This window comes from beta proteobacterium MWH-UniP1, assembly GCA_036362785.1.
GTDB lineage: Bacteria > Pseudomonadota > Gammaproteobacteria > Burkholderiales > Burkholderiaceae_A > Lacustribacter.
On sequence record CP143625.1, the window covers coordinates 1,552,476 to 1,567,671 of the forward strand.

At 56.6% G+C, this 15,196-nt stretch carries 17 protein-coding genes; 3 read left to right on the plus strand and 14 right to left on the minus strand.

Annotated elements, in window-relative coordinates:
* Nucleotides 1-2: 2 nt before the first annotated feature.
* The 6 genes from bamB to ndk all read right to left on the minus strand — a co-directional run bounded on the left by bamB (nt 3) and on the right by ndk (nt 6,058).
* Nucleotides 3-1,199: an outer membrane protein assembly factor BamB gene (gene bamB / locus AOB54_07590; protein WVN41338.1), complete on the minus strand. Its 1,197-nt coding sequence runs from the start codon at nt 1,197-1,199 to the stop codon at nt 3-5.
* Nucleotides 1,196-1,837 (minus strand): tetratricopeptide repeat protein, encoded by a 642-nt coding sequence (locus tag AOB54_07595; protein WVN41339.1) that lies wholly within the window; start codon nt 1,835-1,837, stop codon nt 1,196-1,198. Before AOB54_07595 ends, bamB begins: the two co-directional genes overlap by 4 nt.
* 15 nt (nt 1,838-1,852) lie before the next feature.
* Nucleotides 1,853-3,208, minus strand: coding sequence for a histidine--tRNA ligase (gene hisS / locus AOB54_07600; GenBank protein WVN41340.1), 1,356 nt, complete (start codon nt 3,206-3,208; stop codon nt 1,853-1,855).
* Complete coding sequence (gene ispG / locus AOB54_07605) at nt 3,177-4,472, minus strand: flavodoxin-dependent (E)-4-hydroxy-3-methylbut-2-enyl-diphosphate synthase (GenBank protein ID WVN41341.1); 1,296 nt, start codon at nt 4,470-4,472, stop codon at nt 3,177-3,179. Before ispG ends, hisS begins: the two co-directional genes overlap by 32 nt.
* Entirely contained in the window at nt 4,469-5,551 is a 1,083-nt protein-coding gene (rlmN, locus tag AOB54_07610; GenBank protein ID WVN41342.1) for a 23S rRNA (adenine(2503)-C(2))-methyltransferase RlmN, read from the minus strand. Before rlmN ends, ispG begins: the two co-directional genes overlap by 4 nt.
* A gap of 81 nt (nt 5,552-5,632) precedes the next feature.
* Nucleotides 5,633-6,058, minus strand: a complete 426-nt coding sequence (ndk, locus tag AOB54_07615) for a nucleoside-diphosphate kinase (protein WVN41343.1) — start codon at nt 6,056-6,058, stop codon at nt 5,633-5,635.
* Between the two features lie 204 nt (nt 6,059-6,262).
* On the opposite strand from ndk, the gene AOB54_07620 reads away from it, so the two are divergent.
* Complete coding sequence (locus AOB54_07620; GenBank protein WVN41344.1) at nt 6,263-6,961, plus strand: Bax inhibitor-1 family protein; 699 nt, start codon at nt 6,263-6,265, stop codon at nt 6,959-6,961.
* Between the two features lie 90 nt (nt 6,962-7,051).
* Here AOB54_07620 and rlmD read toward each other — a convergent pair whose 3' ends face one another.
* The 7 genes from rlmD to AOB54_07655 are packed head-to-tail and all read right to left on the minus strand — an operon-like array spanning nt 7,052 to nt 13,191.
* Complete coding sequence (gene rlmD / locus AOB54_07625) at nt 7,052-8,476, minus strand: 23S rRNA (uracil(1939)-C(5))-methyltransferase RlmD (GenBank protein WVN41345.1); 1,425 nt, start codon at nt 8,474-8,476, stop codon at nt 7,052-7,054.
* Between the two features lie 9 nt (nt 8,477-8,485).
* The gene (locus AOB54_07630) at nt 8,486-9,310 is read right to left on the minus strand and encodes a 3'-5' exonuclease (protein WVN41346.1); all 825 of its coding nucleotides are present in this window, start codon (nt 9,308-9,310) and stop codon (nt 8,486-8,488) included.
* Nucleotides 9,311-9,315: 5 nt separating this feature from the next.
* Nucleotides 9,316-10,200 carry a peptidoglycan DD-metalloendopeptidase family protein gene (locus AOB54_07635; protein WVN41347.1) on the minus strand — a complete coding sequence of 295 codons (885 nt, stop codon included), beginning with the start codon at nt 10,198-10,200 and terminating at the stop codon, nt 9,316-9,318.
* Between the two features lie 26 nt (nt 10,201-10,226).
* Complete coding sequence (locus AOB54_07640; GenBank protein ID WVN41348.1) at nt 10,227-11,093, minus strand: protein-L-isoaspartate(D-aspartate) O-methyltransferase; 867 nt, start codon at nt 11,091-11,093, stop codon at nt 10,227-10,229.
* On the minus strand, nt 11,075-11,821 hold the full coding sequence (surE, locus tag AOB54_07645) for a 5'/3'-nucleotidase SurE (GenBank protein WVN41349.1): 747 nt from the start codon (nt 11,819-11,821) through the stop codon (nt 11,075-11,077). Before surE ends, AOB54_07640 begins: the two co-directional genes overlap by 19 nt.
* Before the next feature lie 33 nt (nt 11,822-11,854).
* Nucleotides 11,855-12,331 carry a CBS domain-containing protein gene (locus AOB54_07650; protein WVN41350.1) on the minus strand — a complete coding sequence of 159 codons (477 nt, stop codon included), beginning with the start codon at nt 12,329-12,331 and terminating at the stop codon, nt 11,855-11,857.
* Nucleotides 12,328-13,191, minus strand: a complete 864-nt coding sequence (locus AOB54_07655) for a YihY family inner membrane protein (protein WVN41351.1) — start codon at nt 13,189-13,191, stop codon at nt 12,328-12,330. The genes AOB54_07650 and AOB54_07655 overlap by 4 nt, the downstream gene beginning before the upstream one ends.
* Nucleotides 13,192-13,234: 43 nt before the next feature.
* Here AOB54_07655 and wrbA point away from each other — a divergent pair, with 43 nt between their 5' ends.
* Nucleotides 13,235-13,828 (plus strand): NAD(P)H:quinone oxidoreductase, encoded by a 594-nt coding sequence (wrbA, locus tag AOB54_07660; protein ID WVN41352.1) that lies wholly within the window; start codon nt 13,235-13,237, stop codon nt 13,826-13,828.
* Nucleotides 13,829-14,227, plus strand: coding sequence for a DUF2069 domain-containing protein (locus AOB54_07665; GenBank protein ID WVN41353.1), 399 nt, complete (start codon nt 13,829-13,831; stop codon nt 14,225-14,227).
* On the opposite strand, the gene dusA is transcribed toward AOB54_07665, so the two are convergent.
* Nucleotides 14,193-15,173 (minus strand): tRNA dihydrouridine(20/20a) synthase DusA, encoded by a 981-nt coding sequence (gene dusA, locus AOB54_07670; protein WVN42805.1) that lies wholly within the window; start codon nt 15,171-15,173, stop codon nt 14,193-14,195. The two genes, AOB54_07665 and dusA, sit on opposite strands and share 35 nt — an antisense overlap.
* Between the last annotated feature and the right edge of the window lie 23 nt (nt 15,174-15,196).

The window sequence follows — 15,196 nt, forward strand, 5'->3', positions numbered from 1 at the left end:
CATTAGCCTTCCGTGCGGATCAGCATCAGCTGGCCGCCTTGGGTCTGAATCAAGAGGCCCGAACGCGTTGTGCGAATCGCACCGCTTGGCGCACCGCCATCCAAGCTCATGCGCGCCAGGAGCCGCCCGTCTTCACGGTTCACGGCATGAAGATAGCCAAAACGATCTGCAACCCACACAGCGCGGCCCCATGACACGGGTGTCATCAAGTTGCGCAACTGAAAGCTATCAATGGTCCAGGCGGTGGTGCCATCTTTGCGGTTTAACGCATGCAAACGGGATTGGTCATCGGACACATAAACAAACCGTGTGTCGGCGGCCACCGGTGTGCTGACCACGATATCGCGACTCCACAGCCTGCGACCACTCTCTGCACCAAAGCAAGAGACCATGGTCTGATAGGCCGCAACGCAGACATCAGGGCCATCGACTGTGGGTGCGCCAAGTAAATCGATGATGCGTTCGACCTCGTTTGCGCCACGAGGTGTCACCACCTGGGATTCCCAACGGACCGCACCCGTGGTGATATTCAGCCAAACCAGCCGGCCACCGGGCATGTTGACCAGCAGATCACCCGGGCCCAAGACAGAGCTGGATAACTCCTCGGGTGCCTGAGGCAGTCCGCGCAGGCCAGACTGCGCATGCAAGACCAAAGGCGGAAGACTGCGCTGTATCACCCAGCGACGTGCGCCAGTCTGTATGTCCCAGCCGGCGACACGGTTGTCTGCCAATCGGGCCACAAGAGTGCTGCCCAACAGTGCCGGAATTTCAAGGGCAACGCCACCCAATGCAATGCGCCGAAGAATTTTTCCATCGGCATCAATCAAGACAGCCTCACCGCGATCGGTCAGTACTGCAGATACGCCAGTGGATGCGCCGCTACCGGTGGCCACACCCGCCACAATCGGAGCGCCCACCTGGGTGCGCCAGAGCTGTCTTCCGTCAGCGAAGTTAATTTTCGACACGGCACCAGCAGCAGATGCGGCATAAATGGCGTCGCCACTGACGGCAGGTGAAAACTGGCCAACGCCAAACTCAAATTTCGGTGAGCGGCCAACATCCGCCTTCCAGGCCACCTTGGCCTGAAGGGTTGGCGCGAAATTGGTCAGTGATGCCGGTTGGGGTTTTTTGGTGCCACCACAGCCGGCCAGCAGCACCGCCGCCGTGAGAGCTGCACCCCAAGTCATCATGCGGTTCATTTTGTTGCTCCAAAGGAATCAATGGTCTGCAATTTTCTTAAGACCAACTCACGTGATGGCGACTGGGGAGGCAGTTCTTCCGATGCTGCCTTCCACGCGGCTCTGGCTTCTTCTTTGTTGCCCAAAGCGGCATGTACATCGCCCTTGCGGTCATTCACCAAGCCAGCAAATTCTTTGGGTGGTTTGCCTGAGAGCGCATCCAGTGCCGCCTTGGCATTGTTCTCGTCTAACAAAATTCCAGCAAGCCGGATTTTCGCAATCCAGGCAAATTCGTCGGCTGCTTTTTTAGAGACCTGCTCTAAGACACCCCGTGATTCGGCTAGCTCACCGCTACTGGCCAGGGCCTTGGCAAACTGCAGCCCACCAAGTGCGGCCTGAGTCGATGCGCCGTAATCCGCGGCCAAGGCCTTATACGCCGCACGAGCCTTGTCTAAATTCTGTTCCGTCAACGCGGTTTCCATGGCCACCAAGGCATCCGTTGCCTGATTGGCCTGACGATTTTGCCACCAATTCCAGCCGTTAAATGCGGCGGCTGCAATCAGCAACAAACTGATCAGCGGAACAATCCAGCGCTTGTTTTCGCTCCAAAAGCCTTTAATGGCATCTAACTGTTCTTGCTGTTCAAGATCTTCACGCATATCGCAACCACCCTTTTAAATTCTGATCATGCCGCGAATGACCGCGGCGACATCTTCTTGCGGTACCTGGTCCTGTTGGGCCAGGCCAACTTCTGAACGCAGCGGTTTAATACTCGCGGCATCGGCTGCCCGCTCATCATCGCCCAGAAGCACAGCCACACGGGCACCGCTCTGGTCGGCTTTTTTCATCTGAGACTTCAAACTGCCCTCGCCGCAATGCATCTGCACCGTCAACCCAAGACCACGACAGCTCTCGGCCACGCGCAGCGCTGCGGCAGTCGAGTCTTGGCCCCAGTGCACTACGTAGACATCTAAGGCCGATGGAAGTGCCGGTGGCGCGACTTCTTTCAATAATTCCACCAAACGCTCCACACCAATCGCAAAACCACAGGCGGGCGCAGGCTTGCCCCCCATCTGCTCCACCAGGGTGTCGTAGCGGCCACCACCACAGACCGTGCCCTGGGCGCCGAGCCGATCGGTAATCCACTCAAACACCGTCAGGTTGTAATAGTCCAAGCCACGCACCAGTCGTGGATTCACGGTGTAAGCCACACCGTGGTCACGCAGCGTCTGTAGCACCGCCTGAAAGTGTGCCCGCGATGACTCGCCCAGAAAATCTTGGAGTAGCGGCGCACTCTCAATCACCGGACGCATGGCTGGATTTTTTGAATCCAGAATTCGCAGAGGATTGGACTGCAAACGGCGCTGCGCATCAGCGTCTAACACTGATGCATTGGCTTGGAAGTGGGCAATCAGGGCCTGACGATGGGCGATCCGCTCGTTTTTTTCACCCAGGGAATTGATTTCCAATTTCGGCGCGTTATCACCAGTGAGCCCCAGCAGCTGCCAGAGCCGGTGAATCATCAGCAACTGTTCCGCATCGATGTCCGGGCCAGGCAGGCCCAGGGCCTCGATACCAAACTGGTGAAACTGCCGATACCTGCCGCGCTGCGGCCGCTCATGCCGAAACATGGGGCCAACATACCAGAGCCGCTTGGGGCCGTCGTAGAGCAGGTTGTGTTCAATCGCGGATCGCACCACCGCTGCCGTATTTTCCGGGCGCAGTGTGAGCTGCTCACCATTGAGCGCATCGGTAAAGGTATACATCTCTTTTTCAACGATGTCGGTGACTTCACCAATACCACGAACAAATAACGCAGTGGGCTCAACAATCGGTGTGCGAATAGCGCGATAACCGTACTGACGAAAGACACTTGCCACCTGCTGTTCAACCCACTCCCACAGTCCCGACTGATCGGGCAGCAGGTCGTTCATGCCCTTCACACCAACAATTTTTTCTAAAGATTTTTCTGCCACGCTTGACTCGCTTCTTGCTCGTTCAGGCTGCAGCGCCGTAGCGCTTTTGGACATAGTCGGCGACCAGGGCCTGAAATTCTTCGGCAATGTGGTCACCCTTTAACGTCACGTTGCGTTCACCATCAATGAAGACTGGCGCAACCGGCGATTCACCGGTGCCCGGCAGACTAATGCCGATGTCCGCATGTTTGCTTTCACCTGGGCCATTGACCACACAACCCATCACTGCCACGGTCATGTTTTCCACACCGGGATATTGGGTCTTCCATTGCACCATTTGTTCGCGCAAGTAGGCCTGAATCTTGGCCGCCAACTCTTGGAAATAAGTCGAGGTCGTGCGGCCACAGCCAGGACAGGCCACCACCATCGGGGCAAAGGCCCGCAGGCCCATGGACTGCAGCATCTCTTGGGCCACGATCACTTCTTGCCGGCGATCACCGCCGGGTTCGGGCGTGAGTGACACACGGATTGTGTCGCCAATGCCCTCTTGCAAGAGCACCGCCATGGCGGCAGTCGAAGCCACAATGCCTTTGCTGCCCATGCCGGCCTCGGTTAGGCCAAGGTGCAAGGGATAGTCACAACGCTTGGCCAACTCGCGATAAACAGAAATCAAATCTTGAACACTGCTGACCTTGGCCGACAGCGTGATGCGATCACCGGGCAGGCCCCAGGCCTGGGCCTGCTCTGCGCTTTCAATCGCCGAGGTGACCAAGGCTTCACGCATCACGGCCTGGGCATCCCATGGTTCAGCGCGCTTACTGTTGTCGTCCATGAGCCGGGCCAATAATTCTTGATCCAGGCTGCCCCAGTTCACACCAATGCGAACTGGTTTGTCATAGCGGCAGGCCGCTTCAATCATGGCGCCGAATTGATTGTCGCGCTTGGCACCCTTGCCCACATTGCCCGGATTGATTCGGTATTTGGAAAGCGCCTGCGCACACTCGGGGTAGTCGGATAACAGCTTGTGGCCATTGAAATGAAAATCACCAATCAAGGGCACGCTGCAATTCATACGATCCAACTGTTCACGAATCGCGGCCACTTCTTTGGCCGCTTCCGGTGAGTTCACCGTGATCCGCACCAGTTCACTGCCAGCCTGGGCCAGGCCCTGCACCTGAATGGCGGTGCCAATCGCATCGGCCGTATCGGTATTGGTCATGGACTGCACCACGACTGGCGCATCACCGCCAACCGTGACCGTGTTCGAGCCCCATGAAATGTGCATTGCGCGCGATTTGCGACGCGCCGCCGGCCCACAAGGAAATGCCGAAGCAGACAGATTGGTACAGGGGGGGTTAGAGGACTCGTTCGCGCTCATTTCCGTCTCAGAGTAATGCTAGTTCGATCTTGGATATCACCGGCCAGCTGGCCACAGGCTGCATCAATATCATCGCCACGGGTCTTTCGAATCGTGGTGACAAAGCCTTCTTGCGTCAAGAGATCGGCAAAGGCCCGGGTCTTGGGCCAGGCTGGTTTTTTATAGCCGGAATTGGGGAAAGGGTTAAAGGGAATCAGATTAAATTTGCAGGGAATCTCTTCCCGGCGGACCAGCTGCACAAACTGCCGTGCATGGTCTAAAGAATCATTTACGCCGTCTAACAGCACGATCTCAAAGGTAATGAAATCTCGTGGCGCAGGTTCAATATACCGCCGGATCGACGACATCAAATCCCTGAGCGGATACTTCTTGTTAATCGGCACGAGCTCGTCACGTAAAGCATCCGTTGGCGCATGCAGCGATACCGCGAGAGCCACTGGGCAATCCCGAGCAAGGCGATCGATCATGGGCACCACGCCAGAGGTCGACACCGTCACCTTTCGGCGCGACAGGCCATAGGCATCGTCATGCAACATCAGCTGCAGAGCCGGTACCAGATTGTCGTAATTGAGGAGCGGCTCACCCATGCCCATCATGACCACATTGGTCACGGGCTGGGCCAGTTCATGCCGGGCCCACCAGAGCTGGCCAATGATTTCTGCCGTTGTCAGGTTGCGATTAAAGCCTTGACGGCCCGTCGAACAGAACGGGCAGGCCACGGTGCAGCCCGCCTGAGAAGAGACACACAGCGTGCCGCGGTCGGTCTCGGGAATAAAGACTGTTTCCACCGCATTACCGGCGCCTACATCAAACAACCATTTGCGTGTGCCATCGGCTGACACATGGTCTTGCAAAACCGCAGGCGCCTGGATCACCGCGTCTTGTTCGAGACTGGCGCGGAAATCCTTGGCCAGATCGGTCATCTCTGAAAACTGACTGGCGCCACGCTGGTGAATCCACTTCAGCAGCTGACGGGCACGGAAAGGTTTTTCACCACGGGCCACGCACCAGTCGGTGAGTACCTGCGGAGAAAGGCCAAGAAGATTGGTCTTGGGGGTGGAGGCGGCGGTGTCGCTCATGGGGTCCTGAAGCATCTGGAAAAGCGTTCCGCCGCAGCGGGGGTGTTACAACGGCACCCCCTGTTCTGCAGCGCTTTGGCCTTATCGGCTGTAAATCGACATTGCGGGGAAGAAGAAAGCCACTTCCTGGCATGCCGTTTCAGGGGCATCAGAGCCGTGAACGGCATTGGCATCAATGCTGTCTGCAAAGTCAGCGCGAATGGTGCCAGGGGCTGCCTTCTTCGGGTCGGTTGCGCCCATCAGGTCACGGTTCTTCGCAATGGCGCCTTCGCCTTCCAAGACTTGCACCATTACTGGGCCAGAGATCATGAAGTCGACCAGATCTTTGAAGAAGGGGCGCTCGCGGTGAACACCGTAAAAGGCTTCGGCTTCGCCACGGGAGAGGTGCATCATGCGGGCGGCGATCACTTTCAGGCCAGCTTTTTCAAAACGGGAATAGATTTCGCCGATCACATTTTTTGCGACTGCGTCGGGCTTGATAATGGAGAGGGTGCGTTCGATTGCCATGTTGTCTTAATTCCGGGTTGAGTTAGGGGTTTTTATGCTCCCGACAGGCGGGGCGGGAGGGGCCCTGGGGACAGCCCCGGAACCTTTCCCTACTTGATTTGTCAAGTAAACCTGAGATTATACGTGCTGGCGTCCGCCCGGGTAGCATTGGGCTTTTCGGGATTTTCGCCAACGAATCATGATCCCAAAGGAGAAACGATCACTATGGTTCCGAGCTTTAATAACAGTACTTCATTGCCACGTGCCGAATCGTCTGCAGCGCGCAATCGGGTGCTACGCAACACCTATTGGCTGCTCGCCGCATCGCTGGTGCCAACCGTGTTGGGAGCTTGGGTGGGCCTGCAGTTTGGCTTTGCCTGGTTTGCCGGCAGCCCCCTGATCGGCGCCCTGCTCTTCCTGGGCATCGCCTTTGGCTTTTTCTACGCCATTGAGCGGACCAAGCACAGCACCACGGGGGTCTACCTGCTGCTGGGCTTCACCTTCTTTATGGGCCTGATGCTGTCCCGCCTGATTGGTGTCGCCCTTGGCCTGCAAAACGGCGCCCAGCTGATGGCTGTTGCTGCCGGTGGCACGGCCGCAGTGTTTTTCGGCATGGCCAGCATCGCCACCACCACCAAACGGGATCTGTCCAATATGGGCAAGTTCTTAATGATTGGCGTGGTGCTGCTCTTGGTGGCCTCGATTGCCAACATCTGGCTGCAGATGCCTGCCCTGATGCTGACCGTCTCCACCCTGGCCGTTGGTATCTTTTCGCTCTTTTTGCTTTACGACTTAAACCGTATCGTCAATGGTGGCGAAACCAACTACATCTCGGCAACACTGGGCGTGTACTTAAGTGTTTACAACATCTTCAGCAACCTGCTGGTCCTGTTGATGTCGCTCTTCGGTGGCAACCGCGAGTAAGTAAAAACTGGCGCCCGCAAATTCTGCGGGCCAACCAAAAGCCCACGTTGATCAACAGCGTGGGCTTTTTTATTTGTAAAGGCGAAGGTGTCAGACACCACCCTCAAAGGTGTCAGACACCATGCTCGTGACACCACGCTCGAACATGGCGATCGATTCCACATGGGCCGTATGCGGAAACATATTGATCACGCCGGCCTGCTGCAACTGCCAGCCGCCCTGGTGCACCAGGATCGCCGCGTCTCTGGCCAGTGTTGCCGGGTTACACGACACATAGACCATGCGTTTGGGCAGAAGTGATGCTGCAGCAGCCGGGTCCGACTGATGCAAATCTGCCATGGCCTGGCACAACGCCTGGGCGCCCTCGCGTGGTGGGTCCAACAAGACACGATCAAAACGGCCCGCGTTCTTAAGCCACTCCGTGGTCACTTCAAACAAATTACAGGTATCAAAACTCACACGATCCCCGAGCTGATGCAATTGCGCATTTTTCATGGCCCGATCGGTGAGCGACTTTGAGCCCTCAAAGCCTGCGACTTGCGCTGCGCGACGGGCCAGCGCCAAAGTGAAATTACCAAGGCCACAAAAATAATCGGCCACACGATCTTGCGGCCGCGGATCTAAAAGATCCACAGCGCGCTTGACCATGACTTGATTGATGCCCGGATTCACCTGGGTGAAGTCCACCGGTGAAAACGGCATGTGCAGATTAAACTCAGGCAGGTAATAGGCCAGCTCTGGTGCGTTGAGCGGGTAAAACAATGCAGCAGTCTGTGGCCCACCCGGCTGAAGCCAGAACTGAATTTGCCATGCATCCGCAAAGGCCCGCAGTTTTTCTTCATCATCCGGCGTAAGCGACTCCAGGTTTCGCAGCACCCAGACAATCACCGGGTTTAAACGTGCCGCCGAATAATCACCCTGACCAGATGCAGGCGGTTCGCCCACCGCCACTTCGGCCTGTGGCAATCGCTTGGCAATACTCAGGCTACCAATCAGGTCGCGCATGGCGGGCAACATCTCGGCCACACGCGGATGCAGAATTTCGCAGGAATCCATCACCGCGACATAGCTGCTTTTGCGTTCATGAAAGCCCAGCAGCATGCCGCCTTTTTTGTCCACCCAGCGGGCGGTCAGGCGGGCCCGTGTTCGATAGCCCCATGCCCCGCCATCCAGTGGCGGCAGTATTTGATTGGGTTTGAGCCGGCCGATATGCCACAGGTTATCTTCCAGCACACGTTGTTTGATCGCAATTTGGGCAGCGCTGTCAATGTGCTGCATGGAGCAGCCGCCACAAACGCCGTAGTGCTTGCAGCGCGGCACAACACGCTGTGAGCTCTCTTTGTGCCAGGCCACTGCACGGCCTTTGGCATAGCTGGCCTTGCTGCGTGTAATCTCAATATCCACGACTTCGCCAAACAATGCGTTTTCGACAAAGATCACTTTGCCATCGTGTCGGGCCAAGCCCTGTGCATCAAGATCTACCGACTCAATCGGGCAGGTAATGCGCGCTGACATGCCCAAGCCTTAGGTCGATTGAAGTGCAGGCGCTGCTTCGATATACCGCTTCCAGTGTGCGCCCTGTAATGGCGCCGAGGCATCACCAATCAGGGCCTGTAGTGCATCCCGGACCACCTGAAGTTCCTGCCGATACTGGGCATCTGACCACTCGCCGCGAATCATGCGAAAGCGGCAATACAGCAAATAGGTGTTGACGACATCGGTCTCGCAATAGGCACGAACGGATTCACCCTTGCCTTCCAGAAAGGACTGCCAGACCTTGCTGCCGTCTTCACCAAGCTTGCCGGCAAAACCACACAGCCGTGCCAGCCCATCCAATGGCGCAAAGGCACGGTTTTGATAACCCGACACCACGTCCATGAGATCTAAATGGCGGGTGTGATAACGCGACAGGTAGTTGTTGTATTTGAAGTCGCGATCATCGTCGCCCTGGTCCCAGTAGCGTGGCGCAGGCACACCCTGAATCAAGGCCCGGTGATGCAGCACTGGCAGATCAAAGCCACCACCATTCCAGCTCACCAGCTGAGGCGTGTGTTTTTCAATCGTTTTAAAAAACGACCGCAGGCGTGCCACTTCTTCGGCATCACTTGCCCCATGTGAATCGCCCAGACAACGCACTCGAAAGCCTTCGTCGTCACGAAAGGCGCAGCCAATCACCCAAATACGCTGCAGATAGTGGGGCAGGAAATCACTGCCATGGGATTCCAATCGTGCGGCTTGCACGGCCGCCACACCAGCGGCGTCATCGAGTACCGGATCAAAGAAATCAAGCCGCCGCAGGCCGGCAGCATCTGGAATGGTTTCCAGATCAAAGCAAAGAATGGGTGTCATAAGAATTAGCGCTGTGCCAGAAATTTCAGCGGATCGACCGGCTTACCGGATCGGCGGACTTCAAAGTGAAGTTTGGGAACATCGGAATCTGTTTTGCCCAATTCTGCAATTTTCTGGCCGCGCTTCACGCTCTGGCCTTCTGACACCAGAATTGATTTGTTGTGGGCATAGGCCGTTAGAAAATCACCATCATGTTTCACAATCACCAAGTTGCCATAACCACGCAGACCATTGCCGCTGTAGACCACTCGGCCATCACCTGCGGCTAAGATTGGGTCGCCTTCGGTGCCCGCAAGTGCAATCCCTTTGTAGCCAGGGTCGGCAAATTGCGTGATCACCTGCCCCTGTGCGGGCCAGGCCAACTGAATTCCATCCGCAGCTTTTGCCGCTGGCGCAGCCGCTGCTGGTGGCGCAGCCGCTGCTGGTGCCGCAGGCTGCGGGCTTGGTGCTGGTTTTGCTGCCGCCAAGGGGCGAATCTCAGTGGCCTGCTTTGGGTCTGGCGCGCTGCGGGGTGCGGCCGCAACGCTGGTCGATGCCGGCGGGCGAACCCGTAAGAGCTGATCGACTTCAATCAGATTGGGATTATCGATTTGATTCCATGCGGCAATTTCACGCCAAGCCACACCGTGGTCTAAAGAAATACCAATCAAAGTATCACCACGGCGTACCCGATAAAAGCCATCGGGTGCCGGTGCAGCCGGTGCGGCGGGTGCGGCCGCAGCGGCGCTCGGGCTTGATCGTGACATGGCATAGCCCGACTTTGATTTAGAGACTGATCGGCTCTCAACTGGTGCGGGATATTTCGGGGAAGAACAGCCGGCCACCAAGACCGCTGTCGTGATCGCTGCAACAAGCAGTCCGCCCGATGGATGAAAAGCGTTTTGTTTCAAATTGCAAGATCCCTTACGCAAGAGCATTACTCGGTTCCCCGCAAAACAGGCACGTAACGCACCATATCAAAAGCCTTGGAATCGAATTCAGATTCACCCAGCCGATGGATGACCGTTAAATATTGTTCGGGCTCGCCAATCGGCGCCACCAGCACGCCCCCAATGGCCAACTGCGCCACCAATTCCTGGGGCAGGCTGACCATGCCAGCAGAACACAAGATCACATCAAAGGGGCCGTCTTCTGCCGCCGCAACAAGGCCGTCCCCATAGACTAACTTCAAGTTCGATCGCCGAACGGTTCTCAAGTTCACTCGCGCAAGATCTGCCAGGGCCTTGATGCGCTCCACCGTGACCACACGATCAAAGCAATGCGACATGACGGCCGCCTGATAACCGCAACCCGACCCAAGTTCCAGGGCCTTGAGTGGCCGGTTGGGGTCGGTCACCTGTCCCAAGGCGAGTTCAATCACCCGGGCCACAACGAAAGGCTGAGAAATCGTCTGCTGGTGGCCGATGGGCAGGGCAGTGTCTTCGTAGGCCCGGCTGGCCAGGGCCTCGTCTACAAATTGATGGCGTGGTACTTGGCGCATCGCCGCAAGTACCCTGGGGTGGCGAATGCCCTGCTGCATGAGCCGCTCTACCATCCGGGCCCGGGTCCGTTCACTCGAGAGCCCAGGATTAATCCAGCCCGTGGGTGGGCGTTTCGGCGTAATGCGCGCCGAAAACACTGCTTTTTCAGGGCCACTGCCAGCACCAGGTTTTTCTGTCGACTTACCCCCCCAGCGCGGCTCTAGTGTTGGTGCTTTGACCTCGGTCGTTTTGGTGCCCAAACGCAGCCCCGGCTGGGATGGCTTAACGGGCCCACGAACCTTGGTCAAATCTTTGTCAGCCATTGGCCGACCTCATCAATGGCATACGGGTCCCCAAGATCAACACGCAAAGGCGTGACAGAGACGCAGGACTGATTCAATGCATAGAAGTCTGTGCCGGGGCTTGCATCGCGCTGGCCACCCGGTGGGCCCACCCAATAGACTTTTTCACCCCGGGGCGACACAGCAGTCTCAACCGGCTGCGCCACATGGCGCCGACCAAGGCGGGTGAGTTCATAGCCCCGAATGTCTCCAACCGGCACAGCAGGAATATTGACGTTTAAAAGCCTGGGCATTGAAAAAGGCGAGGCCAATGCATGGGCCACCACACGTTTGGCAACATCGACTGCCGTATCAAGATGCTCAAACCCACGGCTTGCCAGCGAAAAAGCAATGGCGGGAATGCCCAGCAGATAGCCCTCCATGGCCGCTGCAACCGTGCCCGAATACAGGGTGTCTTCGGCAAGGTTTGCCGAATTGTTAATTCCTGACACCACCAAGTCCGGGCGGTCGGGCAAAAATCCGGTTACCGCAACGTGCACACAATCAGTGGGCGTGCCATTGACGTAATAAAAACCATTGGCCGACTGACGCACATAAAGTGGCCGATCAAGTGTGAGAGAGTTTGAAGCACCGCTGCGGTCGGCCTCGGGGGCCACTACCGTGACCTGACCAAAGGCGGCCATGGCCTGGGCCAATGCAGCAATGCCCGGGGAGAAGTAGCCATCATCATTCGAAACAAGAATTCGCATTAAACAATTTCCATAGCAGCGGACCGCGACAGTTTATTTCGTCTCGCCATCTTCTTGCGGCCAGTCGCGGATATAGGCCTTGAGCATTTTGTTTTCGAACCCCTGCATGTCCAAGACCGCCCGCGCCACGTCGTGAAAGGACACCACACCAAGAAGGGTTGTGTTCTCCATCACGGGCAGATAGCGCTCGTGAGAATCGACCATCATCTTGCGCAGAGTGTCCACATCCATATCCGGATTGGCCACGGTAGGTGTTGGGTTCATCACCTCGCCCACGGTAAAGGCTGACACCGGCGGTGTTGGCCCAGAGCGATTTTCCGCTTGGCGCTTGGCCAAAATACGAATGACTTCGCGAAAGGTCAGCATGCCAGCAAGCTTGCCATCTGACATAACCACGATCGAACCAAGGTCGTGCTCGGCCATCACCATGACTGCAGTGGCCAGAGACTCCTCTGGCCCAAGTGTGTAAAGGGCCTTGCCTTTGACCTCTAGAATTTTGCTGACCTTCATGTTTTGTCTCCCGTGGTCTTTTTACTGACGGAAATCCTAGCACTGACTGCCCGCCAGCTCGGCAGAATCGAGGCCAACAGGGCCCCCGCCAGAAACACCCACCAGGTCAAATAGGTCCAGATCAACAACGCGGGAATCGCCGCCAGTGGGCCATAGACCTGCTGATAGGTCGGTACCGCCGTAAAGTACCCTAGAAAAACTTCCCGCGCGATCTCGGACAAGACTGCTCCGGCCAGCGCACCCATCAGCGCATCGCGCCAGCGGACCTCGACATTGGGAATCCACCGGTAACACAGGGCAAAGGCCGCCACGGTCAGTCCAAGATTGACCAGATCCCACCACTCAACACCAAGAAAGCCCGAACTCATGCCGCGCTTTCCACCCGCCAGCACAATGGCAAGCGATGCACCAGCACCCACAAGAATCGGCCCCAAAATTAAAGCCATCCAATAAATTGAAATGCGGTGCAAAAGCGGCCTTGGTTTTCGGACACGCCAAATCAGGTTTAAGGTGCGATCCAGGGTCAGCATCATGATCGTTGCTGTCACCAACAAAAAACCAATACCAATTAAGGATAGTGTTCTGGCTTTGGCAATGAACTGATTGATATAGCGATAAATCATGGTGGCAAAACCATCGGGCAGCAGGTTTTGCACCACCAGCAGCTGCACGGCTTCCAGAATTTTGGAAAAAATTGGAAACGACGCCAACGTGGCAAAGGCCAGCGTGAGCAACGGCACCATCGCCAGCAAAGAGATAAAGCTCAGGCTTGCCGCAGTCTGCCCAAGTCGAAGTTCTCGCTCACGGGCCGCCATGGCCCGCACAAAATACGCCAGGTTCAATTTGAGTTGGGTCGACATGCGCCTATCATAAAGTCTTGTCCCCCTTAAAACGGAGCCAGTAGTGGAAATCCTTGTCGTGTACTACAGCCGATATGGCGCCACCCGAAAACTTGCCGATGCCATCTGCGACGGCATTGCTCTGGTTCCAGGCTGTCAGGCCCGCTTAAGAACCGTGCCGCCGGTATCCGCTGTCTGCGAAGCAACCGAACCCGCCATTCCTGCCGAAGGCCCCCCGTATGCCGAACCAAAAGACCTGGAAGAATGCGATGGCCTGGTGTTGGGATCGCCCACACGGTTTGGCAACATGGCAGCGCCCATGAAATTCTTTTTAGATCAGACCATCAGCCAGTGGCTCTCTGGCGCAATGGTTGGAAAACCGGCCGGTGTGTTTACCAGCACGGGAAGTATGCATGGCGGCCAAGAAGCCACACTGCTTTCCATGATGCTGCCACTGCTTCACCACGGCATGATCATCGTGGGCATTCCTTATCGAGATACCGACTTGCTCACCACCACATCGGGCGGAACCCCTTATGGCGCTTCTCATTTGGCGGGCGCCGATAGCGCCAAGCCAGTGACCGATGAAGAGATCCGCATTGCCCGTGCGCTTGGCCAGCGCATTGCGCTTACTGCAAAAAAATTAAAGAGCGCATAAGTGAATTCCACCGCAACACCTTTGGCCCAGATCACTGTGCCCAAGCCATGGCCAGTGCTCACAACAGTCTTGGCAGTGGCATTGATTGTGTTTGGTCTGGCATGGGAACTCGTGTTGGACCCAATCCGGCCAGGCGGCTCTTGGCTGGCGATTAAAGTCCTGCCTCTTGTCTTTGCGCTGCGTGGCCTATGGGCGGGCAAGATGTACACCTTTAAATGGATGTCACTGCTGGTCTGGCTCTATGTGGGCGAGGCACTCGTTCGAATTGTTGGTTTGTCGGAAACTGAACGGCTGCTGGCCTGGAATAGCCTGGCCATATCAGTTGCGTTATCGGTCGCCGTGCTCATAGGCGCCCGCGCCCAGATCAAACTCGCGACATTAGCTGCTGATAGAGCTTAAGCGGGCCCACCTGCCCTTCACAGATTTCACGGCGCCAGACCCGTGCACCCGGCTGGCCGTGAAAGAGCCCATGCCAATGTCGTGTCATGTGTTTGGGTGGCACGCCCAGGCGCACCTGTTTCTGAAAGTAATCTTCTAGTGGCGGCAAAATATCAGCACGTTGTTTGGGTGATGCATCAGCAAACGCATTGCTGATCCACTGATCAATCTCATGCAACACCCACGGATCGTGATAGGCCGCACGGCCAAGCATCACACCATCCACGGCAGGCAACGCACCATCGGCCGCCATTAATTCGACAACCTGCGCCAGGCCATGAATGCCGCCATTGGCCACAATGATCGCTTCTGGAAAATCTTGTTTTAACTGCCGCACCACCGACATGTTGAGCGGGGGAATCTCACGGTTTTCCTTGGGGCTTAAGCCCTTCAGAATCGCCGATCGGGCATGAACAATAAATACCCGACAGCCCACATCAAAGAGCCGCCCAACAAAATCACGCACAAAGCCATAGTCGTTTTGATCATCAACACCAATCCGGTGTTTGACCGTAACCGGAATATCCACCGCATCTTGCATGGCCCGTACACCATCGGCCACCAAATCTGGCTCTCGCATCAAACAGGCCCCAAAGGCGCCGCGCTGCACGCGCTCACTGGGGCAGCCGCAATTTAAATTGATTTCATCGTAGCCCCACTGGGCACCAACTTTAGCGGCCTTGGCCAAGTCATCGGGTTCGCTTCCACCAAGCTGCAAGGCCACCGGATGTTCTGCTGCGTTGAAATCCAAGAGTCGATTCAAATCACCGTGCAGAATTGCACCGGTGGTAATCATCTCGGTATAGAGCAATGCACTCGGTGCGATCAGCCGGTGAAAGAACCGGCAATGCCGATCGGTCCAGTCCATCATCGGCGCCACACAGAGCCGATAAGAATCCCGCGTCAGAGCCACCGCGTTAAATTGCCCCG

What these genes read in the sequence shown, in the direction of transcription:
- bamB (WVN41338.1), bottom strand. Translation starts at nt 1,199, where the DNA reads ATGAACCGCATGATGACTTGGGGTGCAGCTCTCACGGCGGCGGTGCTG.
- AOB54_07595 (WVN41339.1), bottom strand. Translation starts at nt 1,837, where the DNA reads ATGCGTGAAGATCTTGAACAGCAAGAACAGTTAGATGCCATTAAAGGC.
- hisS (WVN41340.1), bottom strand. Translation starts at nt 3,208, where the DNA reads ATGTCCAAAAGCGCTACGGCGCTGCAGCCTGAACGAGCAAGAAGCGAG.
- ispG (WVN41341.1), bottom strand. Translation starts at nt 4,472, where the DNA reads ATGAGCGCGAACGAGTCCTCTAACCCCCCCTGTACCAATCTGTCTGCT.
- rlmN (WVN41342.1), bottom strand. Translation starts at nt 5,551, where the DNA reads ATGAGCGACACCGCCGCCTCCACCCCCAAGACCAATCTTCTTGGCCTT.
- ndk (WVN41343.1), bottom strand. Translation starts at nt 6,058, where the DNA reads ATGGCAATCGAACGCACCCTCTCCATTATCAAGCCCGACGCAGTCGCA.
- AOB54_07620 (WVN41344.1), top strand. Translation starts at nt 6,263, where the DNA reads ATGGTTCCGAGCTTTAATAACAGTACTTCATTGCCACGTGCCGAATCG.
- rlmD (WVN41345.1), bottom strand. Translation starts at nt 8,476, where the DNA reads ATGTCAGCGCGCATTACCTGCCCGATTGAGTCGGTAGATCTTGATGCA.
- AOB54_07630 (WVN41346.1), bottom strand. Translation starts at nt 9,310, where the DNA reads ATGACACCCATTCTTTGCTTTGATCTGGAAACCATTCCAGATGCTGCC.
- AOB54_07640 (WVN41348.1), bottom strand. Translation starts at nt 11,093, where the DNA reads ATGGCTGACAAAGATTTGACCAAGGTTCGTGGGCCCGTTAAGCCATCC.
- surE (WVN41349.1), bottom strand. Translation starts at nt 11,821, where the DNA reads ATGCGAATTCTTGTTTCGAATGATGATGGCTACTTCTCCCCGGGCATT.
- AOB54_07650 (WVN41350.1), bottom strand. Translation starts at nt 12,331, where the DNA reads ATGAAGGTCAGCAAAATTCTAGAGGTCAAAGGCAAGGCCCTTTACACA.
- AOB54_07655 (WVN41351.1), bottom strand. Translation starts at nt 13,191, where the DNA reads ATGTCGACCCAACTCAAATTGAACCTGGCGTATTTTGTGCGGGCCATG.